The following is a 24984-nucleotide window of genomic DNA, read 5'->3' as shown; positions in this document are numbered from 1 at the left end:
TTCCGTGGGGTTGCTTAAGTGTTGGTAACGACGCGTGGATGCGGTGGCGGTGCCACGACACCCATCGAAATGATGTATTTGAGCGCTTCGTCGACGGTCATGTCGAGTTCGACGACATCCTTGACCGGCATCATCAGAAAGAAGCCGGAAGTCGGGTTGGGCGTGGTCGGCACGTAGACGCTGACATGCTCGCCTTCCAGATGGTTGATGATGTCGCCACCGGGGGCGCCGGTCAGAAAGGCGACGGTCCAGCTTCCCTCACGCGGGTACTGAACCAGAAGAGCCTTACGGAAGGCGTTGCCGTTCGGAGAAAAGAGGGTATCCGAAACTTGCTTGACACTGTTGTAGACAGAATTGACGACGGGAATGCGGGCGAGCAACTTTTCCCACCAGACGACCAGCTTCTGGCCGATGAAATTGGCTGCGAGCAGTCCGGTTAGAAAAATCATCAACAGCGTCAGTACGGCACCGGCACCGGGAATGGCAAAACCGACCAAGGTTTGCGGGTGAACTGAGGAGGGGAGGAGTCGCAACGACTGGTCCAGTGTGCTGACGATGAGCGACAGCACCCAGCCGGTAATAACCAGCGGGACCCAGATCAGCAGTCCGGTGATGAAGTAGCGCTTGATCAGTTGGCCACGCACGACGAGCAGTTTCCTTCCCCGGTTTGGCAAGGGGGCGGGGTGTCGGCCTTCTTACTGCCGCCCTTGAAGTCGGTGGCGTACCAGCCATTACCCTTGAGCTGGAAGCCGGCTGCAGACAATTGCTTGCTGTAGCTGTCCTTGCCGCATTCCGGGCAGGTGCTTAGCTGCGGGTCACTCATTTTCTGCAGATGTTCTTTCTGGAAACCGCAGGAGTCGCAGCGATATTCGTAAATCGGCATCAGAGTCCTCCAAAACCTTGAATTATAACCGAGAGTTCAGGTCGGTTATATCGGGGCCGATTTGCCGTTTTCAACCGATCATGCCGAGATAGGCGCTGGTAATCTGTGGTCCCCAGAAAAGAGCGATTGCCCCGGCTGCAGCAAGGTAGGGGCCGAACGGAATGGGGATATTTCGGCCATGGCGCGCGGCTACGATCAGGGTGATGCCGACCGCTGCGCCGACAACAGAGGAGAGCAGGATGATGGCCGGCAGCATTTGCCAGCCGAGCCAAGCGCCGAGTGCAGCGAGCAGCTTGAAGTCCCCGTAGCCCATGCCTTCCTTGCCGGTGGCCAGCTTGAACAGCCAAAACACGCTCCACAAGGCCAGATAGCCGGTCATGGCACCGATGACGGCCGACGAAAGGTCGCAATAGGTGGCCCACAGATTGAACGCCAGGCCCAACCACAGCAGCGGCAAGGTGATCGAGTCAGGAAGAAGCTGTGTGTCGAGGTCGATGCCAGAGAGGGCAATCAATGCCCAAATCAAAAGTAGCGCACCTACTGCCTGGGCTGTTGGGCCGAAGTGCCAGGCCGCATAGGCCGACAGCAATCCAGTCAGCGCTTCGACAATGGGATAGCGGGCCGAAATGGCTGCACCGCAGCCTGAACACTTGCCGTGCAGGATCAGCAGGTAGCTGAGGAGGGGGATGTTTTCCAGGGCAGCGATTTGGTGGCCGCAGGATGGGCAGCGCGAGCGAGGCTTGGCGAGTGACAGCGTTTCCACGGGAGCAGCCTCTTCTCCGCGCAATTCCGCACACTGTGCTCGCCAGTCGTTTTCCATCATCCTGGGCAGGCGATGAATGACGACGTTCAAGAAGCTGCCGACGCAAAGGCCCAACAGGCCGGCAGCCACCGCCAGCCCCCACAGTGTTTCCGGAATCATCAAACGACCGATCCGAGTTTGAAGATAGGCAGGTACATGGCTACCACCATGCCGCCGATCAGGGTGCCGAGGATGACCATGATCATCGGCTCCATCAGGCTGGACATGGCTTCGACGGCATCGTCGACTTCCTGTTCGAAGAAATCGGCAACTTTCCCGAGCATCGAGTCCAGCGCTCCGGACTCCTCTCCGATGGCGACCATTTGGGTGACCATGTTGGGGAACAGGTTGGTGTTTTGCATCGCGGTCGTCAGGTTGGTGCCTGTGGATACTTCGCCCTGGATTTGCCGGGTAGCGGTCTTGTATACGAAGTTGCCTGACGCGCCGCCCACCGACTCCAGAGATTCCACTAGAGGAACGCCAGCGGCGAACATGGTCGACAGGGTACGGGTCCACCGGGCAATGACGGATTTACGAACGATGTCGCCAAAAACAGGCATTCTGAGCAGTAGGCGATCCATCGCCATCTGCACCTTTTCTGAGCGTTTCCAGGACTCCAGGAATGCATAGAGGCCACCGCCGATGGCGCCAAAAATGGCCCACCAGTAGGCGACGAAGAAATCGGAGATGGCTATGACAAGTAGTGTCGGAGCCGGCAGGTCCGCGCCGAAGCTCTTGAATACGTCCTTGAAGGCCGGAATCACGAAGATCATGATGACGGCGGTGATGACGAAGGCGACCACGATCACCGCAATGGGGTAGAACAAGGCTGACTTGATCTTGCTCTTGATGGCAAGAATTTTTTCCTTGTAGGTTGCCAACCGGTCAAGCAGGGTGTCGAGAATACCTGCCTGCTCGCCGGCTGCCACCAGGTTGCAAAACAAGGCGTCGAAATACAGCGGATATTTACGGAACGCTTGGGACAGCGAACTGCCGGTCTCGACATCGGCCTTGATGTCGAGAAGGAGTTTGCCAACGGCTGGATTGGCGTGGCCGCGACCAACAATATCGAAGGATTGCAGGAGCGGGACGCCGGATTTCATCATTGTCGCCAGTTGGCGGGTGAACAGGGTGATGTCCTTGTCGGTGATTTTGCCCCCGGTCTTGAAGCGCAGCTTCTTGACCTTGGCGTTGGAGATGCCTTGTCGGCGCAAAGTCGTTTGAACGACCGATTCGCTGGCAGCACGCATTTCGCCGCGTACGGCTTTGCCGTCCTTGTTCTTGCCTTCCCACTGGAAGGTGCTTTCCTTGACTGCCGAGGCCTTCGGTCGTGCGGTAGCCATGCGTTGTCCCTTTGATTAAGCGTTGGTGGTGCTGAGAACCTCGTCGAGCGAGGTAACACCCTGTTTGACTTTCAGTAACCCGGACTCCCGGAGATCCTTGACGCCCTCTGTCTTGGCTTGCGCGGCCAGGTCGAGCGCCGATGCGCCGCTCATGATCATGCGCTGCATTGCTTCCGAGATCGGCATTACCTGATAGATACCGACCCGGCCTTTATATCCGGTTCCCTTGCAGCGGTCGCATCCCCCTGGGCCATAAAGTGTCCAGGATCCGTCGAGGTCGCTTTCAGCATACCCGGCGTCGAGTAGCGCCTGCCGTGGGATTTCCATCGGTTTCTTGCAGTTGCACAGGCGGCGCGCCAGACGCTGCGCCGTGATCAGCAGGACGCTGGCGGCAATGTTGAAGGTTGGGACGCCCATGTTCATCAGGCGGGTCAGCGTCTGCGGGGCGTCGTTGGTGTGCAGGGTGGACAGAACCAGGTGGCCGGTCTGGGCCGCCTTGATCGATATTTCGGCCGTTTCTAGGTCGCGGATTTCGCCGACCATGATGATATCCGGATCCTGGCGCAGGAAGGCCTTGAGGGCAACAGGAAAGGTCAGGCCAGCGCGGTCGTCGACGTTGACCTGGTTGATGCCGGCGAGATTGATTTCCGCCGGATCTTCGGCGGTCGAGATATTGATGCCGTCCTTGTTCAGGATGTTCAGGCAGGTATAGAGCGAAACCGTTTTGCCGGAGCCGGTGGGGCCGGTGACCAGTACCATGCCGTAGGGGCGGCTGATGGCATCCATCAGGGCGGCTTTTTGCTCCGGCTCGTAGCCCAGTGCTTCGATGCCGAGCGTGGCGGAAGTCGGGTCCAGAATACGCATCACGATCTTTTCGCCCTGCAGGGTGGGCAGGGTGCTGACCCGGAAGTCGATAGCGCGGCTCTTGGATAGGACCAGTTTCATCCGGCCATCCTGCGGAACGCGTTTTTCGGCAATATTCAGGCGGGAGATGACCTTGATGCGCGAGGCGATTTTTTCCTTGATTGCCAGTGGCGGGGTAGCAACCTCGCGCAGGATGCCGTCAACGCGGAAACGAATCCGATAGAACTTCTCGTAAGGTTCGAAATGAATGTCCGATGCGCCATCGTTAATGGCATCGAGGAGCATTTTTTGGATGAATTTGACAACCGGTGCGTCGTCAATTTCCTGGCCGGCTGCATCATCTGACTTTGCGGCGGCTTCTTCGTCGAGAAAGTCGAGGTTGATATCGTCGCTGGCCAAGTTTTTCAGCGTCTCGGCGGCGGACTCGGCGTATTTTCCGACCAGCGGGGCCAGCTTGGGGTGCTCAACGACGATCGGGTCGACGGCAAGGCCGGTCTGGAAGCGGATTTCATCCAGTGCACGCAAGTTCGTCGGATCGGCGATGGCGACGGATAGACGATTGCCGCGCTTGTTGAGAGGAATTACCTTGTGCGTGGCGATTAGCTTGCGGTCGATGGCGTCGGCCGGGATGTGTGCTTCGTCGAAGGCGTTCAGGTCGAGCAGCGGGTAGCCGAAGGTGTCGGCAACAAAGCGGGCCACATCCAGTGCGCTGGCTTTCTGGCTGGCAATGATCTGCTCAATCAGCGATGTCTTGCTGTTGCTGGCTTGGGCCAGCAGTTGTTCGGCCTCGGCCTCCTTGAGTTGCCCGGCCTGTACAAGCGCACGCGCCAAGCCGCTAAGAGGAGGATTTTGAGGTGTTGCTGCCATCGAATCGGCCTCGGCCTCCTTGAGTTGCCCGGCCTGTACAAGCGCACGCGCCAAGCCGCTAAGAGGAGGATTTTGAGGTGTTGCTGCCATCGAATGAGCTTAAATGCCGTATAGATCGGTTGATGATGCTACGCAGCAGGCTGTTTGTAAAGGTTCGTCCGCCTTGTTTAATCTGGCGCAGGGCGGAATATGCGGACGGTTACCACGCGCCGATCTTTCGTCTGAAGGATTTCCACCGCAATGCCCGCCAGCTTGATACTGATTCCCGATTCCGGAATATCCTGAAAGTGTTCTAGTATCAGCCCGTTGAGCGTCTTGGGGCCATCCAGTGGGAAATCAAGCCCGAGCATGCGGTTGATGTCGCGTAACTGGCGTGCTCCCTCGACAATCGCTTCGCCCTTGTCCGTCCAGCAAAGTTCCTGTCCGAGGCCCGGCATCGAGGTTGTGAAGTCGCCGACGAACTCCTCGATGATGTCTTCCAGCGTCAATAGTCCGAGGATTTCGCCGTACTCATCCACGACAAATCCAATGCGTTGCCGGTTCTCCTGGAAAAAAGCCAGTTGGGAAAACGCTGGCGTCCCCGCAGGTATGTAGTAAGGCGGCTGTACCTGCTGCATCAGCGCGCTCTCGTCGAACGAATCGTCGCCGATGCTTCCCAGTAGGCGACGAACCGGGAGAATGCCCAGCAACTGATCAAGAGACTCGCGGCAGGCTGGAAGGCGGCTGTGATAGCTGGTGGCCAGTTGGCTCTTGACCTCTTCCCATGGACGGTCGATGTCGAGAATTTCAATGTTGCCACGAGGGGTCATGACGTCCTCGACGGTGATTCGGTTCAGCTCGAACAGGCTGGAAAGGATCGTGCGGTGTTTTTGCGGGATGATGTGCGAGGACTCAAGGACCAGGCTGAGCAGCTCTTCCTGTGACAGCTGTGGTGGCTGGTTGCTGGCCGCCGGGGTTAGCCGCAGGACGCGCAGCAGCATGCTGGCAAACAGGTTGACGAACCAGACGATCGGGTAGAACAGCCGCAGCAGCGGCGTCAAAACATAGCCGAGCACCAAGGCCAAGCGGTCGGCATGGGTTGCGCCAATGATCTTGGGGGTGATTTCTGCGAATACCAGAATGGCGAAGGTTACTGCCAGGGTCCCCGCGCCGAGAGCCCATTTCCCCTCGCCAAATAATTCGATCGTGATCACGCTGACCAGGGTGGCAGCCGCTGCGTTGATCAAATTGTTGCCAAGCAGAATGACACCTAGCATCTTGTCGGTGGTGTTCAGCAGCGACAGAGCCTTCTGGGCACCGTGGTGTCCTTGTTGGGCAAGATGCCTCAAGCGGAAACGGTTGGATGCCATCATGGCCGTTTCGCTGAGCGAGAAAAAGGCCGACATGGCTAACAGCAGCGCAAGGGCGGTTAGCTGCGCCGAAAGAGGTATGTCGTCCACAGGTTAAATGCGCCCGAGCACCACTTCCGCTACGAAGCGGCTGCCGACATAGGCCAGGATCAATAGTGCAAATCCGGCCAGCGTCCAGCGCAGGGCACGCTTGCCGCGCCAGCCCCAGGCGTGCCGTCCGATCAGAAGGGTGGCGAAAATTCCCCAGGAGGCGAACGCGAACAGCGTCTTATGATCGACCGAAAGCGGCTTGCCGAACAGTGCCTCGGAAAAGAAAACGCCACTGCCAACGGTGAGCGTCAAGAGGATGAAGCCAATCAGCAGCATCTTGAATAGCAGCGACTCCATGGCCAGCAACGGGGGCAGGCTGGCCAGACTGCGTTTCAGCGAGCGATTGTGCAGCGAGCGTTCCGTGAACCCCATGAAAATGGCGTGTAAGGCAGAAAGGGTCAGCAGGCTGTAGGCCAGCATGGCGGCGAGGAAGTGCAGCTTGAACCCGGTGGCGCTGGCGTGGGCCACGAGGTGCACATTCGGGAAAATCACTGGGAGCAAGGTGCAGCCGGCCGCCAGTGGCAAGACCATCGGCTGCATGCCCTCCATCCGGGCCATGAAGCTTTCCAGCCAGTAAATCAGCACAGCAAGCCACATCATCAGCGATAGCGCAAAACTGAAGGAAAAACGCATGCCGGCTTCTGTAAACAGGGCGTCGTAGAGCCCGGTGGCGTGAATGATGAGCGCCAGTGCAATGGCGGCGCGCTCCCAGGTTTGCATGGGGCAGGCGACGCACTGGCCCTCGACTTCGCGCCACCGCGTGTTCCAGAAGTGGAAACCGAGTGCGCCATATATCAGGGCAGCGAGGATGTGCGGCAGAAGCTGAATTACAATGTCGGACATCCTTGAATTCTACTAGAAGCCCAACGCACATGCTTGATAACCTGACCAATCGCCTTGCCCGCGTCATGAAAACGCTTAAGGGCGAGGCGCGCCTGACAGAATCCAATATTTCCGATGCCTTGCGCGAAGTCCGCATGGCGCTGCTGGAAGCAGACGTCGCCTTGCCGGTGGTCAAGGATTTCATTGCCGCGGTGAAGGAAAAGGCGGTCGGCGAAGAGGTTATCGGTTCGCTGAGCCCAGGGCAGGCCTTGATTGGCGTTGTTCATGCCGAATTGGCCAAGGTTATGGGCGACGCGCACGAAGGCATCAATTTCAATACCCAGCCCCCCGCTATTGTCCTGATGGCGGGTTTGCAGGGTGCCGGCAAGACAACGACGGTCGGCAAGCTGGGCAAGTTCCTCAAGGAGAACCACAAGAAGAAGGTTCTCGTGGTGTCATGCGACGTCTATCGGCCCGCCGCCATAGAACAGCTGAAATCGGTTGCCGGTCAGGCTGGTGTCGATTTCTTCCCGTCTTCCGTCGGCGAGAAGCCCGAGGCCATTGCGACCGCAGCAATCGACTGGGCCAAGCGCCACTACCATGACGTGCTGCTCGTCGATACGGCCGGCCGCCTGGCGATCGACGAAGAGATGATGGCCGAAATCAAGCGCTTGCATGCGGCCATCAGTCCGATCGAAACGCTGTTCGTCGTTGACGCCATGCTGGGTCAGGATGCCGTCAATACCGCCAAGGCATTCAATGAAGCATTGCCGTTGACCGGTGTCGTGCTTACTAAACTGGACGGTGATGCACGGGGCGGTGCAGCATTGTCGGTACGCCATATCACCGGCAAGCCGATCAAGTTCGCCGGCGTCGGCGAAAAGCTGAGCGGTTTGGAGGCTTTCCATCCCGAGCGGATGGCGTCGCGTATCCTCGGTATGGGCGATGTGCTGTCGCTGATCGAGGAGGCGCGCAAGGGGCTGGATGAAGAGAAGGCCGTTGCTTTCGCCAAGAAACTGAAATCAGGCAAGGGCTTTGACCTGAACGATTTCAAGGAGCAGATGGCCCAGATGCGCAATATGGGCGGTCTGACCGCCCTGATGGACAAGATGCCGGCGCAGATCGCCCAGGTGGCAGGGGCGCTGCCGGCCGGAGCGGAGGGCAAGATCATCGGTCGCGTCGAAGGCATCATCAATTCCATGACGCCGCAGGAGCGCGCCAAGCCGGAACTGATCAAGGCCAGCCGCAAGCGCCGTATCGCGATGGGGGCGGGGGTTCAGGTTCAGGAAGTCAATCGCCTGCTCAATCAGTTCGAGCAGACGCAGAAGATGATGAAACAGTTTTCCAAAGGTGGTATCGGCAAGCTGATGCGCGGCATGAAGGGCATGCTGCCCGGCATGGGTGGCTTGGGGCGCTGATCAGTTGCCGGCTTGCGCCAGGCGGGCCGGCTTGTCGTAAAACCACTGGTTCTGCCAGGCGGCGCGCACCATGTTCGGATATTCCGGCTTGCCCAGGCTGCCGTTATAGCGGCCCAGGGCGCGGAAGAGATCACCCTTCTCGATATCCAGATAATGGCGCAGGATGGTGCAGCCGTAGCGCAGGTTGGTGCGCAGGTCGAACAGCGAGTCCTCCGGGCGTCCGATCAGTTTTACCCAGAACGGCATGACCTGCATGTAGCCGCGCGCCCCGGCCGACGAAACCGCATATTTGCGGAAACCCGACTCGACCTGCATCAGTCCCAGCACCAGTTGTGGGTCGAGGCCGGCGCGCGTCGCTTCGTAATGCACGCTGCGTAGCAAGTCGATCCGGTATTCGCGGTTGGGAATCCGCTTCTCCAGGCGCGGCGACATCGCGGCCAGCCAATCGACGGCCTCCATTGGCGTCTTGAATGAACTGACGCTCGGCCGGGAATCGGAAACGGCCTTGTGCAGGGCAGCCTGCGCACTGGCCGATAGTGCTTCGTACTTCTGCGCGCCGGCGTAGGCCGCCGACGCGCCGGACAACAACAGCGCGGCGATCAGGCGGCGCACAACTTCCCTTGCAGGGTGGAAACGATGTCGGATTGGGCAATCATCGTCGCCTCTTCATCGCGGCGGCCCTTGTACTCGAGTTGGCCGTCCTTGAGGCCGCGTTCGCCGATCACCACGCGATGCGGAATGCCGATCAGCTCCATGTCGGCAAACATGACGCCGGGGCGTTCGTTGCGGTCGTCGAGCACGACATCGAGCCCGGCCTGCTTCAGGTCGGCGTACAACTGGTCAGCAGCTACCTTGACCGCCTCGCTCTTGTGGTAGCCCATCGGCACGATGCACACCTCGAATGGCGCGATGGCAGGCGGCAGCACGATGCCCTTCTCGTCGTTGCCCTGTTCGATGGCGGCCCCAACGATACGCGAAACGCCGATGCCATAGCAGCCCATTTCCATGGTCTGACTCTTGCCGTTCTCGTCGAGGTAGCTGCAGCCCAATGCCTGGGCGTATTTCTGGCGCAGTTGGAAGATGTGGCCGACTTCGATGCCGCGGCAGATATCCAGCGTGCCTTTGCCATCGGGTGATGCATCGCCGGCAACGACGTTACGGATGTCGAATACCTCGGGTTCCGGCAAGTCACGGCCGAAGTTCACGCCGGTCATGTGGTAGCCGGCTTCATTCGCCCCGCAGACAAAATCGCTCATGACGGCGATGCTGCGGTCGGCAATCACGGTGATCTTTTCCCGGTCGATGCCGACAGGGCCGATGAAGCCGGGTTTGCAGCCCAGATGCTCGATCACTTCTTCTTCGGTGGCAAAGCGGAAAGGATTGATTACGGCAATCTTGCTGGCCTTGATTTCGTTGAGCTCGTGGTCGCCTCGCACCAGAAGCAGCGCGAAAGTCGGTTGCCCTTCCTCTTTTTCACTAACGACCGCGATGGATTTGACGATCTTGTCGAGCGGCAAGTTGAGAAACTTGGCGACATCGACGCATGCCATCTTGCCCGGTGTGTGCGTCTTTTCCATCGATTGAGCGGCGGTGGCGCGAGGCGAGGTCGGAGCAAGCGCTTCGGCGAGTTCAACGTTGGCCGCGTAGTCGGAGGCCGGACAGAAGGCGATGTCGTCTTCGCCGGATTCGGCCAGGACATGGAATTCATGCGACCCGGTACCGCCAATGGAACCGGTATCGGCGGCGACAGCGCGGAACTTCAAACCCAGGCGGGTGAAGATGCGGCTGTACGTCGCGTACATGTTGCCGTATTCGCGCTTCAGGTCATCGAACGAGGCGTGGAAGGAGTAGCCGTCCTTCATCAGGAATTCGCGTCCGCGCATGACACCGAAACGGGGGCGGATTTCGTCGCGGAACTTAGTTTGTACCTGATAGAGGTGGATGGGCAGCTGGCGGTAGCTTTTCACGTCGCGGCGGACAACGTCCGTGATGACTTCTTCGTGTGTCGGTCCGATGACGAATTCACGCTGGTGCCGGTCCTTGAAGCGCAGCAGTTCAGGCCCGTACTGCTCCCAGCGCCCCGATTCCTGCCACAGTTCAGCAGGCTGAACGGCCGGCATCAGCAGTTCCAGAGCTCCGGCATTGTTCATTTCTTCGCGGACGACATTTTCGACCTTGCGCAGGACGCGCAGTCCCAGGGGCATCCAGGTGTAGATGCCAGCGGCGGCCCGCTTGATGTAGCCGGCGCGCAGCATCATTTTCTGGCTGATGACTTCGGCGTCCGCCGGTGCTTCCTTGAGAGTGGTGAAAAAGAACTGCGAAGTGCGCATGGGATGCTCTTGAATTCGTTGGGAAACCTCAATTTTACACGGTCCCGCTTCTTTGCATGTGAACGCCCTTTGTGAAAGAATCGGGGCAACCATTAATTTTGCAGGATTTTTATGCTCGATCGCGAAGGCTATCGCCCGAACGTCGGCATCATTCTTTGTAACGCCAAAAACGAGGTTTTCTGGGGTAAACGCATACGGGAGCATTCCTGGCAGTTTCCGCAAGGTGGCATCAAGCGCGGCGAAACGCCGGAAGAGGCCATGTACCGTGAACTGCACGAAGAGGTCGGGCTCATGCCTGAACATGTGCGTATCCTCGGGCGAACCAAGGGCTGGTTGCGTTATGAAGTGCCGACACACTGGATTCGCCGCGAGTGGCGCGGGTCGTACAAGGGCCAGAAGCAAATCTGGTTTTTGCTGAGGCTGGTTGGGCGCGATAGCGATGTCAGTCTGCGGGCAACGAGCAAGCCGGAGTTCGATGCGTGGCGCTGGAACGATTACTGGGTTCCCCTCGAAGCCGTGATCGAGTTCAAGCGCAGTGTGTATGAGCAGGCGCTCAATGAACTCGTCCGTTTTCTCGACTTTGACCGCAAGGGGCTTCGCGTAAAGCGCGAGGCCGAGGCCGCTTTGTCCGATATGACAGGCGACGAGGAGGAGAAATCGCCATGAAACGACAGGCGGTGGCGTTCTCCCTGCTTGCCCTGCTGGCGCTGGCGCCGTTTGCCAGTACGGCGGAGCAGGACGAGGATGGTTTTCCAAAGCAGTGGCAGGAGATTGGTGTCCAGTTTCCGTCGCCGCCAGCCAGTGATGCGTTGATCCCGCTGTATGTGAGCGCAGCGACGGCCAATCATTTCTATATTGACGGTCCGAGCTTGAGCTTGGGTGCCGATCAGGTGATCCGCTATGTGCTGGTTGTCGAGACACCTAGCGGTGTGCGTAACGTGACCTTCGAGGGGATGCGCTGCGAGTCTAAGTCGCGTCGTATCTATGCCTCGGGGCGTCCGGATGGAACGTGGTCAAAGGCGCGTCACAGTGATTGGGTCCGCATTTCGGATGCCTATGCCAATCGCCAGCACGCAGTGTTGTTTCTTGAGTACTTTTGCCCGTTCGGCAATCCGGTGCGGACTGCCGATGAGGCGCGCAATGCGTTGGTGCGTGGTGGGCACCCGGATGTTCGTCGCTGAGTCATTACGCCATGTCCCCTGATCGCCTGGTACTTGAATTCGACCGCGCGTTGCGCACGGTTTTTGCTCCAGCCCGCACGGTTCGCCCTGTTCCCGGCGTGGACTTCTCGGAACCGGTCATGAGCGAGGCGGAGCGTCGGCATGCTTGTGGGCTGATGCGGGTCAACCATTGCGGAGAGATTTGCGCGCAGGCCTTGTATCAAGGGCAGGCGCTGACCTCGCGCGAGCCCACGGTCAAGGAATCGCTTCGGAGCGCGGCGGATGAAGAAACCGAGCATTTGGCCTGGACCGAGTCGCGCATCAGGGAGCTCGGGGGGCGCAAAAGCCTATTGAATCCGCTGTGGTACGTCAGCTCGCTCTCTCTCGGGGTTGCTGCGGGGGTGATGGGCGATAAATGGAATCTGGGCTTTTTAGCGGAAACCGAAAGGCAGGTGGAGGCCCATCTCGACGGACATCTCGTCGATCTCCCAGAGCAGGATGACAAATCGCGGGCTATCGTCGATCGCATGCGGCTCGACGAAATCCAGCATGCCGAAATGGCTATTCGCTTCGGTGCCGCCGAATTGCCAGTGCCGATCAAGTTGGGGATGAAGGTCATGGCGAAGCTCATGACCTTTACTGCTTATCGCATCTAAATCAGCCAGCCTCAGGCTTCGTCGATGATTTCGAAGTCGGCGGTTATGTCGGCAGTTTTGCCGATCATGATCGATGCAGAGCAGTATTTGTCTTTCGATAGTTCGATGGCGCGTGCCACGGCATCCGGTTTCAGGTTTCGCCCCTTCACGCGATAGTGAAAGTGGATGCGCGTAAATACCTTGGGGTCCGTTTCCGCGCGTTCTGCGGTTAGGCTGACGTCGCAGCCACTAATTTGATGGCGTCCTTTTTTCAGGATCAGCACCACGTCAAATGCGCTACAGCCGCCGGTCCCGGCCAAGACCATCTCCATGGGGCGAAAGCCTAGATTCCTGCCGCCGGCCTCGGGGGCTCCGTCCATGACTGCAGAGTGTCCGCTGCCGCTTTCTGCCACGAACGACATGCCGGCATCACTGCCCATCCATCTTACTGTGCATTCCATTTTGGTCTCCTTGCTGGGGTGCTCAATTTTAGCGGAATTGCAGGAAGAGAACTGGCGGGGGTGTTTTTGCTGCGTCGCAGCAATCTTGGTTTGGAGTTTGCAGGAGGTTTAGTGTTTTGTTTGGGTTGTTTAATGATTAATTTGTGCCGAATTAATTTGTTTTATTATTAAAATACAGTGCATTATAGTTAATTAATTTTAATTATCAGTCAATAATATAATTGGTTGTGCGATGCACAAGAATAGCTTGCTGGCAACCTTGTGTTCGGGCAGAATGTGAAGCGTACGAACTGTAGTGACTTGGTAGCGATGAGTTCTTCGGTTCAGATTTGTCTCCTCCACCCTCCTCCTTTGGTGTGGATTTAACGCGGCTCAGCGAGCCGCGTTTTTTTTGTCTATTTGTCAGAGTGGTTGAAAAAGATTGACAGCGACGCAATACGTCGACTAAAATCCGCGCCTTTCTCCAATCTGCGCCCAATTTTTCAGGACGGCACACACATGAAAACGTTTTCCGCCAAGCCACATGAGGTGAAGCGCGAGTGGTTTGTGGTAGACGCCACAGACAAGGTGCTCGGCCGCCTCGCCACCGAAATCGCTCGTCGCCTTCGCGGCAAGCACAAGGCTATCTATACCCCGCACGTTGATACCGGCGACTTCATCGTTGTCACCAACGTTGAAAAGCTCACCGTTACCGGTAACAAGGCTGAAGATAAGAAGTACTTCCGCCATTCCGGTTACCCGGGCGGTATCTACGAAACCAACTTCAAGAAGATGCAGCAACGCTTCCCGGGTCGTGCCCTGGAAACCGCCGTCAAGGGCATGCTGCCGAAGGGTCCGCTGGGCTACGCCATGCTCAAGAAGCTGAAGTGCTACGCCGGCGACCAGCATCCGCACACTGCCCAGCAGCCGAAGGCTCTGGAAATCTAAGGGGATATCATGGCTGAAGGTTATTTCTACGGTACCGGCCGTCGCAAGAGCGCCGTTGCTCGTGTTTTCATGAAGCGCGGTTCCGGTGCCATCGTCGTCAATGGCAAGCCGGTTGATCAGTTCTTCTCCCGCGAAACCGGTCGCATGATCGTTCGTCAGCCGCTTGAGCTGGTCGAGCAATTGAATGGTTTCGATATCAAGGTCAATGTCACCGGTGGTGGTGAGTCCGGCCAGGCTGGTGCCGTTCGTCATGGCATTACCCGTGCCCTGATCGAATACGATGCAGCGCTGAAGCCTGCGTTGTCAAAGGCTGGCTTTGTTACCCGCGATGCTCGTGAAGTCGAGCGTAAGAAGGTTGGCTTCCACAAGGCGCGTCGCCGGAAGCAATTCTCCAAGCGTTAATGCGCTTGTCAAAGAGGCCGCCTCGGGGCGGCTTTTTTATTGCCTGTTCCTGGTGCGCGACTCGAGCGTTGGGTGTAAAAAAAGCCTCGGCATTTGCCGAGGCTTTTGCATTTGAGTGCAGCCTGTCTCAGGATAGGATGAGATTGTCGCGGTGGATTATTTCCGGTTCGTCCACGTAGCCGAGGATGTTTTCGATATCGGCTGTCGTCTTGCGGGCGATCAGGCGTGCTTCGCCGCTGCCATAGTTGCTCAGACCGCGGGCGATTTCATGGTTGTCGGGGCTGATGCAGGCGACGGCGGCGCCGCGTTCGAATTCGCCCTCGGCAGCAATGACGCCGATGGGGAGGAGGCTCTTGCCGGCGCGCAGGGCTTCCACGGCGCCGGTGTCGAGAACCAGGCGTCCGGCGAGTTGTAGGTGGTCGGCCAGCCATTGCTTGCGGGCGGCAAGTGGGGGTGTGGTGGATACCAGTAGGGTGCCTACTGACTCGCCGGCTGCCAAGCGGATGATCGGGTCGGTTTCGTGGCCGCTGGCGATGGCCGTGTGGGCGCCGCTGCGGGCGGCGCGTTTGGCGGCAATGACCTTGGTGATCATGCCGCCGGTGCCAACCTGGCTGCCGGCGCCACCGGCCATGGCTTCGAGCGACGCATCGCCGGCGATCGCCTCCTGGATCAGGGTGGCGTTCGGGTCTTTGCGTGGATCGGCCGTGTATAGGCCTTTCTGGTCGGTCAGGATGATCAGGGCGTCGGCTTCGGTCAGGTTGGCGACGAGGGCGCCGAGCGTATCGTTGTCACCAAACTTGATTTCGTCGGTGATGACGGTGTCGTTTTCATTGATGATCGGCACGATGCCAAGACCGAGCAGTGTCGTCAGTGTCGAGCGGGCATTCAGATAGCGCTTGCGGTCGGCCAGGTCGTCGTGGGTGAGCAGGATCTGCGCGGTGTGTACCCCATGTTTGCCGAAGGCAGCCTCGTAGGCCTCGACCAGTCCGGCTTGTCCAACGGCGGCGGCGGCCTGTTTTTCATGGACGGTCTTCGGGCGGCGGCCCCAGCCCAGGCGTTGTACGCCGCAGGCGACCGCGCCGGAGGAGACGAGGATGATTTCGCGCCCCCGTGCACGCAGGGTGGCGATCTGGCGCGCCCAGTCGCCAATGGCGTTCAGGTCGAGGCCGGTTCCGTTGTTGGTAACGAGCGCCGAGCCGACCTTGACGACCAGCCGCTTGGCATTGGCGAGGCGGGTCTGGCTCATGCTTCTTCCGTCGTTCCTTCGTCTTCGTCATCGGCCACTTCCGGAATGGCCATCTGTTCGAGGGCTTCCTGGATGGCGTAGATCAGCGGCCTGGTGCCTTCGCCATTGATGGCGGCGATGGAAAAGACCGGGCCATCGTACTTGGTGGCTTTCTTGTAGGCCTTGAGGAAGTCCTTGACCGCCTTCTCTCGTTCTTCTTCGGGAATAAGGTCGAGTTTGTTGAGAATCAGCCAACGCGGTTTTTCGACTAATTCCGGGTCGTGCTTGGCGAGTTCGCCAACAATGGCCTTGGCGTCGCGTACCGGGTCGGCCCCCGGGTCGATCGGTGCGATGTCAACGAGGTGCAGCAGGATGCGGGTGCGCTGCAGGTGCTTGAGGAAGCGTATGCCCAGGCCGGCGCCATCGGCGGCACCTTCGATCAGGCCGGGGACGTCGGCGACGACGAAGCTCTTTTCGGCACCAACGCGGACGACGCCGAGATTGGGGTGCAGCGTGGTGAAGGGGTAGTCGGCCACCTTCGGGCGGGCCGCAGAAATGGCGCGAATCAGCGTGCTCTTGCCGGCGTTGGGCAGGCCGAGCAGGCCGACGTCGGCGAGGACGCGCAGTTCGAGGCCGAGCTCGTGCTCCTCGCCTTGTTCGCCCTTGGTGCATTGGCGGGGTGCGCGGTTGGTCGAGGATTTGAAGTGGGTGTTGCCCAGGCCGCCCTTGCCGCCCTTGGCGATCAGCACTTTCTGGTCGTGTTCGGCGAGGTCGGCCAGGACTTCGCCGGTGTTCAGGTCGGTGACGACGGTGCCGACCGGCATGCGCAGTACGATGTCGTCGCCGCCGGCGCCGTAGCAGTCGGCACTGCCGCCATTCTCGCCGCGTTGGCCGAGGAACTTGCGGGTGTAGCGGTAATCGACCAGGGTGTTGATGTTGCGGTCGGCGATGACATAGACGCTGCCGCCCTTGCCGCCGTCGCCACCGTTGGGGCCGCCCATTGGAATGTACTTCTCGCGGCGGAAGGTGGCGATGCCGTTGCCGCCATCGCCGGCCTTGACGTAGATTTTTGCTTCGTCGATGAACTTCATGATCTGTTCTTCCTGCCTCCGGTGAGGCGTTGATTCCTTATGGGGCTGGGCTCTCGGGGAAAGTGCAGGCCAATAAAGAAAAAAGCCCTATCCGTGGCGGATAGGGCTTCTTCGGTTTCCGCCAGGCCGATTTATTCGGCGGCCGGAACGATCGAAACCGTGCGGCGCTTCTTTTCGCCCTTGATGGCGAACTGGATGACGCCATCCTTCAGCGCGAACAGGGTGTGATCCTTGCCGCAGCCGACGTTTTCGCCCGGGTGGAATTCGGTGCCGCGCTGGCGAACGATGATGTTGCCAGCCAGGACGAATTGACCGCCGTAGCGTTTGACGCCCAGTCGTTGGGCTTGTGAGTCGCGGCCGTTACGTGAACTACCGCCTGCCTTTTTGTGTGCCATGTTTTAGCTCCTTGTCTGAACTTAGGCAGCGATCGTGTCGATGCGCAGTTCGGTGTAGTTCTGACGATGGCCTTGACGCTTCTGGTAGTGCTTACGACGACGCATCTTGAAGATCTTGACCTTGTCGTGGCGGCCGTGGGAAACCACGGTGCACTTGACAGTGGCGCCAGCAAGGAAGGGGGCGCCGATCTTCACGGACTCGCCTTCGCCTACCATGAGGATCTGGTCGAGAGTGACTTCTGCGCCAACGTCTGCCGGTATCTGTTCTACTTTGAGTTTTTGGCCAGCGGAAACGCGATACTGCTTGCCGCCGGTTTTTATGACCGCATACATGGGTTGGACTCCGAAAATAAACCAAAGGGTGCTACAAAGAACCGCGCATTATACGGAAAATATTCGAGAAGTCAAAGCCTTGTCGATGTCTGGCGGGTGCCTTGTGGTAGACTTTCAGCCTTTCGCAAAGGAGCTTTTCATGGCTGAAATCACCACGGCCTCCGGCCTGATCTACGAAGATACCGTCGAGGGTAACGGCGCCGAAGCCAAAGCTGGCCAGTTTGTCACTGTCCATTACACCGGCTGGCTGACCAATGGCAGCAAGTTCGATTCGAGCAAGGATCGCAACGACCCGTTCCAGTTTCCGCTCGGCCAGGGCCATGTCATCAAGGGCTGGGATGAAGGCGTTCAGGGCATGAAGATCGGCGGCACCCGCAAGCTAACCATCCCCGCACATCTCGGTTATGGTGCCCGCGGTGCCGGCGGCGTCATCCCGCCGAACGCGACGCTGGTTTTCGAGGTTGAACTGCTCGACCTGCAATGAGCGGTACTGAGGATCCCTGGGGTAAGTGGCGCAAGCCAGAAGCCCCGGTTGAGGCGCCTGCTGTGTCCAGGCCCGCTGCCGATGTGGCGCCTGAGGTCGATGCAGCAATACCGGCAAAATCTTCGGCGGCAGGTGCTGCCGATGGAGCGGAAAAGCCGGTCGGCACCCTTGGTGTGAGCAAGACCGCCATGGGGCGTGATGGCGGTGACAAGCAGGTCCGCAAGCCGTTGCGCGGCGGTCCGCCGCGCGTCCGGCCCACTTTGCAGGAAAAGCAGGAGGCCGATGCCAAGGCAAAGGCCGAGCGCAGCGAGCGACTGCGCCAGACTGCCAAGTCGCCTTCGGCAGGGAAGCCGCGGAACGAGGCGCGTCCGTCGCCTGGCGACGCCCGAAATGCGCCTCGCTCATCGATGCGCAGCGAAGCTGATGCGGAGTCGCCGTGGGCCAGGGCGCAGGCTTTGAGCAAGTCGCGCCGGCCGGATGGCGTGCGTGACGATATGCCCCGCCGTGGCAGCGATCGTCAGCAACGACGCGACGCTGACGACAGGCGCCCGGCGACTCCCCCGCCTGCTCGCCCGGATGGGCCGCCACCGGAAGGCGTTCGTCTTTCGAAGGTAATGTCCGAGCGTGGCCTATGTTCCCGTCGCGAAGCCGATCTCTGGATTGAGCGCGGCTGGGTGTTTGTCAACGGCGAGCAGGTCAGCGAACTCGGGACGCGTATTGATCCGGGGGCCGACATCACCGTTTCGCAGGAAGCCAAGAAGGATCAGGCCAAGGCGGTCACCATCTTACTGCACAAACCAGTTGGATACGTTTCCGGCCAGCCGGAGCCGGGCAGCGTGCCGGCCGTGACCTTGATCACCGCCGAAAGCCAGGTGCCGCAATCGGGCGGTCCGGAGTTCAAGCCATGGATGTTGCGCGGTCTTGCGCCGGCGGGGCGTCTCGACGTCGATTCCACCGGCCTGCTGGTACTAACCAGCGATGGTCGCGTTGCCAAGCGCCTGATTGGCGAGGACAGCGATGCCGAGAAGGAGTATCTGGTCCGCGTTTCGGGCGAGATGATCAAGGGGGGGCTCGATCTGTTGCGCCATGGCCTGGAGCTCGACGGCAAGCCGTTGAAGCCGGCCTGGGTCAAGCAATTGAACGAGGACCAGCTGCATTTCATCCTGAAGGAAGGCAAGAAGCGCCAGATTCGCCGTATGTGCGAGCTGGTGGGCCTCAAGGTCATTGGCCTGAAGCGCGTGCGTATCGGTCGTATTCGCTTGGGTGACCTGCCAATGGGACAATGGCGCTTCCTGAGGGCTGACGAGGCTTTCTGATTGCTCTGAAGCCGATCAAGGCAATGGAAGTGAAAACGCCGGCTGGTGCCGGCGTTTTGTTTTGCGATGCTTCTGTCGGTGAATCAGACCGTGCCGGTCGGCTTGGCGGCGCGTACCGGCGGCATCATCAGGCATTCACCGTCGATAACGGTCTTGCCGCCGACGGTACATACGGTGTCGAGGATGACGCGGTTCTTCTCGATATTGACTTCGCGCACGGTGACGGTGGCGGTGACGGTGTCGCCCGGCTTGACGGGGGCCTTGAACTTCAGCGTTTGCGACAGGTAGATGGTGCCGGGGCCGGGCAGCTTGTTGGCCAGGGTGGCGGAAATGAAACCGGCCGACAGCATGCCGTGGGCGATACGGGTGCCGAACATCGTACCCTTGCAGTATTCCTCGTCTAGGTGGGCGGGGTTGACGTCGGTCGAAATGCCGGCGAACAGGATGATGTCGGCTTCGGTGACGGTCTTCGAGGTACTGGCGGACATGCCGGGATGCAGCTGATCGATGTGATAGGTCATGCTGAACTCCTTGCTCTTATCGGTTGGGAAAAAAAGGCACTCTACCATACCGGTGCGTATGGATGAATAGGGGTCATTCGGCACGCAGCGCTTCGACCGGGTCTAGCCGCGCGGCGCGTCGTGCCGGCAGTACGCCGGCCGCAAGGCCGATGGCGATGGCCAGCCCTTCGGCGAGGGCGACGAAGGTCAGCGGCGTATGCACGGGCAGCGCGGGCAGTAGCAGATGGATCAGCTGGGCAAGGCCGACTCCGATGCCAAGCCCCATCAGGCCGCCGATAGCTGAGAGTGCGATGGCTTCGCCGAGAAAGAGAAGCAGGATGGTGCGTCGGGGGGCGCCAAGGGCGACAAGAAGACCGATTTCACCGGTACGCTCGCTGACGGCGATGGTCATGATGGTGACGATGCCGACGCCGCCGACCAGCAGCGAGATGCCGCCCAGCGCACCGACGGCCATGGTCAGCACGCCGAGGATGTTGGACAGGGTTGCCATCATCTCCTCCTGGGTGACGATGGTGAAGTCCTCTCGGCCGTGCCTGGCGATCATGCGTTCGCGCACCGCATCGGCGACAACCCGGGAAGGGATTCCCTCTTCAGCAGCCAGATTGATTTCGTTGAGGCCGTCGCGATTGAAGAGTTCGAGTGCCCGTGCCGTTGGGATGAAAGCGGTGTCGTCGAGATCGATGCCGAGGAACTGCCCTTTCGGCTCGAGGACGCCGATGACGCGAAATTGATTGGGGCCGATGCGCAATCGCGTACCGAGCGCGTTTTCAGCGCCGTACAGTTCTTCCTTAAGCTTGGGGCCAAGGACGACCAGCGCGCGTGCATTTTCAGCATCATCCTGGGGCAAGAACTGGCCGACGCGCACTTTGCCTTTGAAGACATCGAGCATCTGCGGGCCGACACCATAGACCGTGGTGCGGCGCAGGCGACCATTGGCACCCACTTCGGCGTTGCCCCAGATGCTGGGTGTGACGGCGACGACATGGGGCAGTGTGGCGAGTGCCCGGGCATCGTCGAGCGACAGCGGACGGGCGCTGGTCGGCAGGCCGGATGGGGCGCCGCCGGTCTTGGTCTTGCCGGGATGTACCCCCACGACATTGGTGCCGAACTGGCTGAATTCGGCCAATACGAAACGGTGTATGCCTTCGCCGATGGAGGTGAGCAGGATGACTGCGGCGATACCGACAGCGATGCCGAGGAGGGTCAGGAAGCTGCGCAAGCGTTGTGCGGTGACGGCGCGGAAGGCGAGTTGAAAGGTGTCGGCAATCAGCATGTCAATGCTTCATCAGCGCCAGTACCGGATCGAGGCGAGCAGCCCGGCGGGCCGGCATAACGCCGAACAACAGGCCGGTGCTCAGTGCGGTACCCAGGCCGGCGATGACCGCCCAGTCCGGCGGGTAGGCCGGAAAGACGGGAAATGCCTGGCGCAGTGCGAAGGCGCCAAGCTGGCCGAGCAGGTAGCCGAGCAGCGCGCCAACGCCAGACAGCATGGCCGCCTCGGCAAGGAAGGCCAGGCGAATGGTGTCGGCGGAGGCGCCCAGCGCCTTGAGCAGCCCGATTTCGCCGGTGCGCTGGGTGACTGCGACGAGCATGACGTTCATGACGAGGATGCCGGCAACGGCCAGGCTAATCGCTGCGATTCCCGCGACGGCCAGCGTCAGCGCTCCGAGCAGCTTGTCGAAGGTGGCCAACACGGCATCCTGAGTGATTACGGTAACGTCTTCCTCGCCCCGGTGCCGTTCCTTGAGGAGTTCCAGTGTTTGCGCCTTGGCGGCGGGAATGGCTTCGCGGCTGTTGGCTTCGACCAGGATGCGAAAAAGGGTGTTGGAATTGAACATTGCCTGGGCCAGCGAAACCGGCACGATGACCAGTTCGTCGGTGTTCATGCCCAAGCCCTGGCCGAGCGGCTTAAGCACGCCGATGACCCGCAGGCGCCGATCGCCGACCCGCACTAGTTGCCCCACGGCGGGGTCCGTTCCGAATATTTCCTGGCGTAGCTTGGCGCCGATGATGGCGACCGAGGAGCCACGATTCCAGTCCTCATCGGGCAAGGCGTTGCCCTGGGCGAGTTCGAAATTGCGGATGGGCAGGAATTCGGCGGTCGTGCCGGCGACCATGGCTTCGCGCAGTTTGCCGCCGTGGGCAATTTCCGAGGTGCCGACGGCGAGCGGCGCCACACGGCGGACGCTGGGCAGGCGGCGCAGGCTGGCGGCGTCGTCGATGGTCAAGTCACGCGGCGTCGAGGTGATCGTGTTGGCCGGATTGAAACCGCCGGTGCCGGAGCGGCCGGGCAGCACGATGACCAGATTGGTGCCGAGTGACGAGAACTGGCCGACGACATAGCGCCTTGCGCCGTCGCCCAGTGCGGTCAGGATGACGACGGCGGCAACGCCGATCGACATGGCGAGTACCGAGAGCGCCGTGCGCATCGGGTAGCCGGCGGCGGCATCGCGGGCGAAGCGCAGGGTGTCAGCCAGGCGCATGGGCGCTATCGTGCTTCAGTTGGCCATCTTCCATGACCAACTGGCGACCGGCGCGGGCGCCGAGGGCCGGGTCATGGGTAACGACGATGAGCGTGACGCCTTTGCCGTTCAGGGCCTCGAGCAGGTGGACGACCTCGTCGCCCGTGTGGCGGTCGAGATTGCCGGTCGGTTCGTCGGCAAGGATCAGGGCCGGCTGCATGATGGTGGCGCGGGCGATGGCGACGCGCTGGCGCTGGCCGCCGGAGAGCTGGTCGGGTTTGTGATCGGCGCGTTTGTCCAGGCCGAAGTCCGCCAGTGCCTGCGCGACGCGCTGCTTACGTTCGGTTGGAGCAATCCCGGCCAGCATCATTGGCAGGGAGATGTTTTCCGCTGCCGTGAGGCGCGGCACCAGGTGGAAACTCTGGAAGACGAAGCCGATGCGCCGGCTGCGCACGGCGGCCTGTTCTTCCGGCGACAGGGTGGTGACATCGCGTCCCTCCAGGCAATAGCTGCCGGCGTTGGGGCGGTCGAGCAGGCCGAGCAGGTTGAGCAGGGTGGATTTGCCAGAACCGGATGGGCCCATCACGGCGACGTACTGGCCGGCATCGATCTGGAGATCAAGTCCGTTCAGCGCTCTGACAGTGGTGTCGCCAAGCAGGAAGCGCCGTTCGATGCCGGACAGTTCAATCAGCGCCATGAGTGTATTTCAGGCAAGCTTGCTTTTAACGATTAGCGCAATTATGGCGACGACTTGAATCGAGACGAGCCCGACGTAAAGCCGACCTGCCGACGGATGTTTATCGAGTAAGTCACGAATCATTGAGACGTATGTTTTGTTAATGGTTGCTTTGTCGACCAGAAAAATTTCCCGGTATCGCTCTCCGAAATAGAGTTGTGCCAAGGCTGCAATTGCGACGAGGCCAAGCAGCAACCAGTCAATGTTATCCATCATTGTTTGTTCCCCGGAGTCACGCTGGCACCGGCTTTGACGCCAGCCTTGTCGAGCGAGGTCACGATACGCTCGCCGGTTTTCAGGCCGTCGACGACTTCGGTGTATTCCCAGTTGGCCAGTCCTGTTTTGATGCGGCGCTCCTCCAGCTTGCCATTGTCCGGGTTGTGGACGAGGACACGCCCGCCTTCCTGAATGGCGGCAGTCGGGACGCGGACGACCTTGTCGCGAGCGGAGAGGATGATCTCGACATCGGCGCTGTAGCCGACCAGTAGCTTGCCGGTCTCTTCCGGGCGTTCGAAATCGACTTCGATATCCACCGTCCGCGCCTGTTTTTCGACGGCAGACACGTAGGGCGCCACTCGCTTGACTTTGCCGGGCAGCGTCTGGCCGGGCAGGGCGTCGAGCGTGATGCGCACGGCCTGGCCGACGCGGATCTTCGGTGCGTCGACCTCGTCCATGGGCGCCTTGACGTAGAGGCAGGAATCGTCGATCAGGTCGATGGCCGGCGGGGTTGGCACGCCCGGCGGCGATGGCGTGGAGTATTCGCCCAGTTCGCCGACAATCTTGGCAACGGTTCCGTCGAACGGCGCGTAGAGCACGACACGCCCCTGCTCGACGCGTGTGGCCTTGAACTTTGCCTCGGCCTGGGCGACATCGGCTTTGGCCGTGCTGCAGGCAGCGCGACGGACTTCGGCTTCGGTGCGGGCCGCTTCTTCCTTGCTGGTCGAGACGAAACCCTTCTCGCGCAGTTCGCCCTGGCGCCGGGCTTCCCTTTCCGCATTGGCAGCGGTGATACAGGCTTCGTCGACGCGGCGGGCGCTGAGCGTCATCTGCGCCTGAGCCAGTGCCGCATTGGCTTGCTGGTCATCGTTCCAAAGCTTGAGCAGCAACTGCCCCTTCTTCACCCTGTCGCCTTCCTTGACGCCGAGGTATTCGATACGTCCGCCGACGATGGTCGACAGCTTGGTGCGCAAGCAGGCCTCGACGGTGCCTGCGCGCGTATTGGCCAACGTCGCTTCGACCTTGCCTTCGCCAACCTCCTTTACCACAACTACAACCGGTTTCGGGCGGGTGGCCACGAAGACCCCGAGGCCGAGCATGGCAAGAGTTGCGATGGCAATGACAATCCGGCGCATGGTATGTCCTATCGAAAACCCGGTAGCCAGCCGGACTGCTGGTGGCCCCAGACCGGTTCGAGCGTTCCCTGGTAGAGCGCTTCGATGACCGGTGGTTCATGCCAGGGTTCGTTCATGAAGGTCAGGCCAACTTCTTCGACAGTCTTGCCGGACCAGTAGTATTCGGCCACCTCATCGAGCGCGCTCAAGGACAGGCTGTGCGGCAGGCGAAGGTAATCCAGCCAGCTGGCGTCGTGGAAAGAGCAGATGTAAGCCCCTTTCGTTTGGGCGCAGACGAGATTTTTTCCGAAAACGCGTTGCGGATGCTTGGTCCGGAATGTCATGGCGTCGGTTCGCGTGGCGAACTGGAGCATGGCGTGCAGGCGACTCGGAAAATGGTTGTAGCGACGTTGGCGAAAGTACTCGAGGTGGTACTCGGCAAAATAATTCTGCACCGACAGCAATTGGTCTCCAGCGCTGGGTTCGCCACCTTCCGGAGCGGCCAGCGTGGCGCCAAACGGGCTGCCTTTCAGGATGTCCCATCCGGGCAGGTCGGCCCCCGGCTCAAGCCAGCAAAAAAGCTCCAGCGTAGCGGTGTCCTTGATGAGGTTGTCCATGAGGCCAGAGAGGTGGGCGAATGCCGCCATTTTGAACCAATGCCGCCATTAGGCCAATCGGCTTGATGTGTCTCGACTGAACTCATACCAAATATTTTGAACTGTCATATCATTCGGTTT

At 60.1% G+C, this 24984-nt stretch carries 29 protein-coding genes; 8 read left to right on the top strand and 21 right to left on the bottom strand.

Going from position 1 to position 24984, the window contains the following annotated elements; genetic code table 11:
• Positions 1–14: 14 nt before the first annotated feature.
• From AB6Q56_RS13170 to AB6Q56_RS13140, 7 genes are all read right to left on the bottom strand, one after another.
• Positions 15–629 carry a DUF502 domain-containing protein gene (locus AB6Q56_RS13170; protein ID WP_434517160.1) on the bottom strand — a complete coding sequence of 205 codons (615 nt, stop codon included), beginning with the start codon at positions 627–629 and terminating at the stop codon, positions 15–17.
• Positions 629–883: an FmdB family zinc ribbon protein gene (locus tag AB6Q56_RS13165; protein WP_434513621.1), complete on the bottom strand. Its 255-nt coding sequence runs from the start codon at positions 881–883 to the stop codon at positions 629–631. The genes AB6Q56_RS13170 and AB6Q56_RS13165 overlap by 1 nt, the downstream gene beginning before the upstream one ends.
• Before the next feature lie 70 nt (positions 884–953).
• Positions 954–1805 carry a prepilin peptidase gene (locus tag AB6Q56_RS13160; RefSeq protein WP_434513620.1) on the bottom strand — a complete coding sequence of 284 codons (852 nt, stop codon included), beginning with the start codon at positions 1803–1805 and terminating at the stop codon, positions 954–956.
• Positions 1805–3028 carry a type II secretion system F family protein gene (locus AB6Q56_RS13155; RefSeq protein WP_434513619.1) on the bottom strand — a complete coding sequence of 408 codons (1224 nt, stop codon included), beginning with the start codon at positions 3026–3028 and terminating at the stop codon, positions 1805–1807. The genes AB6Q56_RS13160 and AB6Q56_RS13155 overlap by 1 nt, the downstream gene beginning before the upstream one ends.
• Positions 3029–3043: 15 nt before the next feature.
• A complete protein-coding gene (gene pilB / locus AB6Q56_RS13150; protein WP_434513618.1) occupies positions 3044–4759 on the bottom strand; it encodes a type IV-A pilus assembly ATPase PilB in 1716 nt (571 codons plus the stop codon).
• Between the two features lie 167 nt (positions 4760–4926).
• Entirely contained in the window at positions 4927–6198 is a 1272-nt protein-coding gene (locus AB6Q56_RS13145) for an HlyC/CorC family transporter (protein WP_434513617.1), read from the bottom strand.
• Positions 6199–6201: 3 nt separating this feature from the next.
• On the bottom strand, positions 6202–7041 hold the full coding sequence (locus AB6Q56_RS13140) for a cytochrome C assembly family protein (protein ID WP_434513616.1): 840 nt from the start codon (positions 7039–7041) through the stop codon (positions 6202–6204).
• A gap of 29 nt (positions 7042–7070) precedes the next feature.
• Here AB6Q56_RS13140 and ffh point away from each other — a divergent pair, with 29 nt between their 5' ends.
• Positions 7071–8438, top strand: a complete 1368-nt coding sequence (gene ffh, locus AB6Q56_RS13135) for a signal recognition particle protein (RefSeq protein ID WP_434513615.1) — start codon at positions 7071–7073, stop codon at positions 8436–8438.
• Here ffh and AB6Q56_RS13130 read toward each other — a convergent pair whose 3' ends face one another.
• Both AB6Q56_RS13130 and AB6Q56_RS13125 read right to left on the bottom strand, forming a co-directional pair.
• Positions 8439–9050 carry a lytic transglycosylase domain-containing protein gene (locus AB6Q56_RS13130; protein WP_434513614.1) on the bottom strand — a complete coding sequence of 204 codons (612 nt, stop codon included), beginning with the start codon at positions 9048–9050 and terminating at the stop codon, positions 8439–8441. It abuts the gene before it with no gap.
• Entirely contained in the window at positions 9038–10768 is a 1731-nt protein-coding gene (locus AB6Q56_RS13125) for a proline--tRNA ligase (RefSeq protein ID WP_434513613.1), read from the bottom strand. Before AB6Q56_RS13125 ends, AB6Q56_RS13130 begins: the two co-directional genes overlap by 13 nt.
• A gap of 111 nt (positions 10769–10879) precedes the next feature.
• On the opposite strand from AB6Q56_RS13125, the gene AB6Q56_RS13120 reads away from it, so the two are divergent.
• Genes AB6Q56_RS13120 through coq7 form a run of 3 tightly spaced genes read left to right on the top strand, consistent with a single transcriptional unit; the run spans position 10880 to position 12584 of the window.
• The gene (locus AB6Q56_RS13120; RefSeq protein ID WP_434513612.1) at positions 10880–11434 is read left to right on the top strand and encodes an RNA pyrophosphohydrolase; all 555 of its coding nucleotides are present in this window, start codon (positions 10880–10882) and stop codon (positions 11432–11434) included.
• Positions 11431–11949, top strand: coding sequence for a CNP1-like family protein (locus AB6Q56_RS13115; RefSeq protein WP_434513611.1), 519 nt, complete (start codon positions 11431–11433; stop codon positions 11947–11949). The genes AB6Q56_RS13120 and AB6Q56_RS13115 overlap by 4 nt, the downstream gene beginning before the upstream one ends.
• A gap of 11 nt (positions 11950–11960) precedes the next feature.
• The gene (gene coq7 / locus AB6Q56_RS13110) at positions 11961–12584 is read left to right on the top strand and encodes a 2-polyprenyl-3-methyl-6-methoxy-1,4-benzoquinone monooxygenase (RefSeq protein ID WP_434513610.1); all 624 of its coding nucleotides are present in this window, start codon (positions 11961–11963) and stop codon (positions 12582–12584) included.
• 11 nt (positions 12585–12595) lie between these two features.
• On the opposite strand, the gene AB6Q56_RS13105 is transcribed toward coq7, so the two are convergent.
• On the bottom strand, positions 12596–13024 hold the full coding sequence (locus AB6Q56_RS13105; RefSeq protein WP_434513609.1) for an OsmC family protein: 429 nt from the start codon (positions 13022–13024) through the stop codon (positions 12596–12598).
• Between the two features lie 498 nt (positions 13025–13522).
• Between AB6Q56_RS13105 and rplM the strand changes: the two genes are divergently transcribed.
• On the top strand, positions 13523–13951 hold the full coding sequence (gene rplM, locus AB6Q56_RS13100; protein WP_150427257.1) for a 50S ribosomal protein L13: 429 nt from the start codon (positions 13523–13525) through the stop codon (positions 13949–13951).
• A 9-nt stretch (positions 13952–13960) separates the two neighbouring features.
• On the top strand, positions 13961–14353 hold the full coding sequence (rpsI, locus tag AB6Q56_RS13095) for a 30S ribosomal protein S9 (RefSeq protein ID WP_275711797.1): 393 nt from the start codon (positions 13961–13963) through the stop codon (positions 14351–14353).
• A gap of 127 nt (positions 14354–14480) precedes the next feature.
• On the opposite strand, the gene proB is transcribed toward rpsI, so the two are convergent.
• The 4 genes from proB to rplU form a co-directional block, all read right to left on the bottom strand.
• Positions 14481–15599 carry a glutamate 5-kinase gene (gene proB, locus AB6Q56_RS13090; protein WP_434513608.1) on the bottom strand — a complete coding sequence of 373 codons (1119 nt, stop codon included), beginning with the start codon at positions 15597–15599 and terminating at the stop codon, positions 14481–14483.
• Positions 15596–16669: an Obg family GTPase CgtA gene (gene cgtA, locus AB6Q56_RS13085; RefSeq protein WP_434513607.1), complete on the bottom strand. Its 1074-nt coding sequence runs from the start codon at positions 16667–16669 to the stop codon at positions 15596–15598. Before cgtA ends, proB begins: the two co-directional genes overlap by 4 nt.
• A 131-nt stretch (positions 16670–16800) precedes the next feature.
• On the bottom strand, positions 16801–17064 hold the full coding sequence (rpmA, locus tag AB6Q56_RS13080) for a 50S ribosomal protein L27 (RefSeq protein ID WP_150427261.1): 264 nt from the start codon (positions 17062–17064) through the stop codon (positions 16801–16803).
• A 21-nt stretch (positions 17065–17085) separates the two neighbouring features.
• Positions 17086–17397: a 50S ribosomal protein L21 gene (gene rplU, locus AB6Q56_RS13075; RefSeq protein ID WP_011289195.1), complete on the bottom strand. Its 312-nt coding sequence runs from the start codon at positions 17395–17397 to the stop codon at positions 17086–17088.
• A gap of 139 nt (positions 17398–17536) precedes the next feature.
• Between rplU and AB6Q56_RS13070 the strand changes: the two genes are divergently transcribed.
• Complete coding sequence (locus tag AB6Q56_RS13070; protein WP_434513606.1) at positions 17537–17881, top strand: FKBP-type peptidyl-prolyl cis-trans isomerase; 345 nt, start codon at positions 17537–17539, stop codon at positions 17879–17881.
• Positions 17878–19197 carry a pseudouridine synthase gene (locus tag AB6Q56_RS13065; protein WP_434513605.1) on the top strand — a complete coding sequence of 440 codons (1320 nt, stop codon included), beginning with the start codon at positions 17878–17880 and terminating at the stop codon, positions 19195–19197. Before AB6Q56_RS13070 ends, AB6Q56_RS13065 begins: the two co-directional genes overlap by 4 nt.
• Before the next feature lie 83 nt (positions 19198–19280).
• On the opposite strand, the gene AB6Q56_RS13060 is transcribed toward AB6Q56_RS13065, so the two are convergent.
• The 7 genes from AB6Q56_RS13060 to AB6Q56_RS13030 all read right to left on the bottom strand — a co-directional run bounded on the left by AB6Q56_RS13060 (position 19281) and on the right by AB6Q56_RS13030 (position 24894).
• Positions 19281–19718 (bottom strand): MaoC family dehydratase, encoded by a 438-nt coding sequence (locus AB6Q56_RS13060; protein WP_434513604.1) that lies wholly within the window; start codon positions 19716–19718, stop codon positions 19281–19283.
• 73 nt (positions 19719–19791) lie between these two features.
• Positions 19792–20991, bottom strand: a complete 1200-nt coding sequence (locus tag AB6Q56_RS13055) for an ABC transporter permease (RefSeq protein ID WP_434513603.1) — start codon at positions 20989–20991, stop codon at positions 19792–19794.
• 1 nt (position 20992) lies between these two features.
• Positions 20993–22201, bottom strand: a complete 1209-nt coding sequence (locus AB6Q56_RS13050) for an ABC transporter permease (protein ID WP_434513602.1) — start codon at positions 22199–22201, stop codon at positions 20993–20995.
• Positions 22188–22877, bottom strand: coding sequence for an ABC transporter ATP-binding protein (locus tag AB6Q56_RS13045; RefSeq protein ID WP_434513601.1), 690 nt, complete (start codon positions 22875–22877; stop codon positions 22188–22190). Before AB6Q56_RS13045 ends, AB6Q56_RS13050 begins: the two co-directional genes overlap by 14 nt.
• Positions 22878–22886: 9 nt before the next feature.
• Positions 22887–23132, bottom strand: a complete 246-nt coding sequence (locus AB6Q56_RS13040; RefSeq protein WP_434513600.1) for a hypothetical protein — start codon at positions 23130–23132, stop codon at positions 22887–22889.
• Entirely contained in the window at positions 23129–24268 is a 1140-nt protein-coding gene (locus AB6Q56_RS13035) for an efflux RND transporter periplasmic adaptor subunit (protein ID WP_434513599.1), read from the bottom strand. Before AB6Q56_RS13035 ends, AB6Q56_RS13040 begins: the two co-directional genes overlap by 4 nt.
• Before the next feature lie 8 nt (positions 24269–24276).
• A complete protein-coding gene (locus tag AB6Q56_RS13030; protein ID WP_434513598.1) occupies positions 24277–24894 on the bottom strand; it encodes a hypothetical protein in 618 nt (205 codons plus the stop codon).
• Between the last annotated feature and the right edge of the window lie 90 nt (positions 24895–24984).

Origin of the sequence: Dechloromonas sp. ARDL1, from assembly GCF_051122455.1 — a bacterium.
Classification (GTDB): Bacteria; Pseudomonadota; Gammaproteobacteria; order Burkholderiales; family Rhodocyclaceae; genus Azonexus.
Note: the sequence above shows the minus strand (reverse complement) of the source record. Positions and strands in the feature narration are given on the sequence as shown.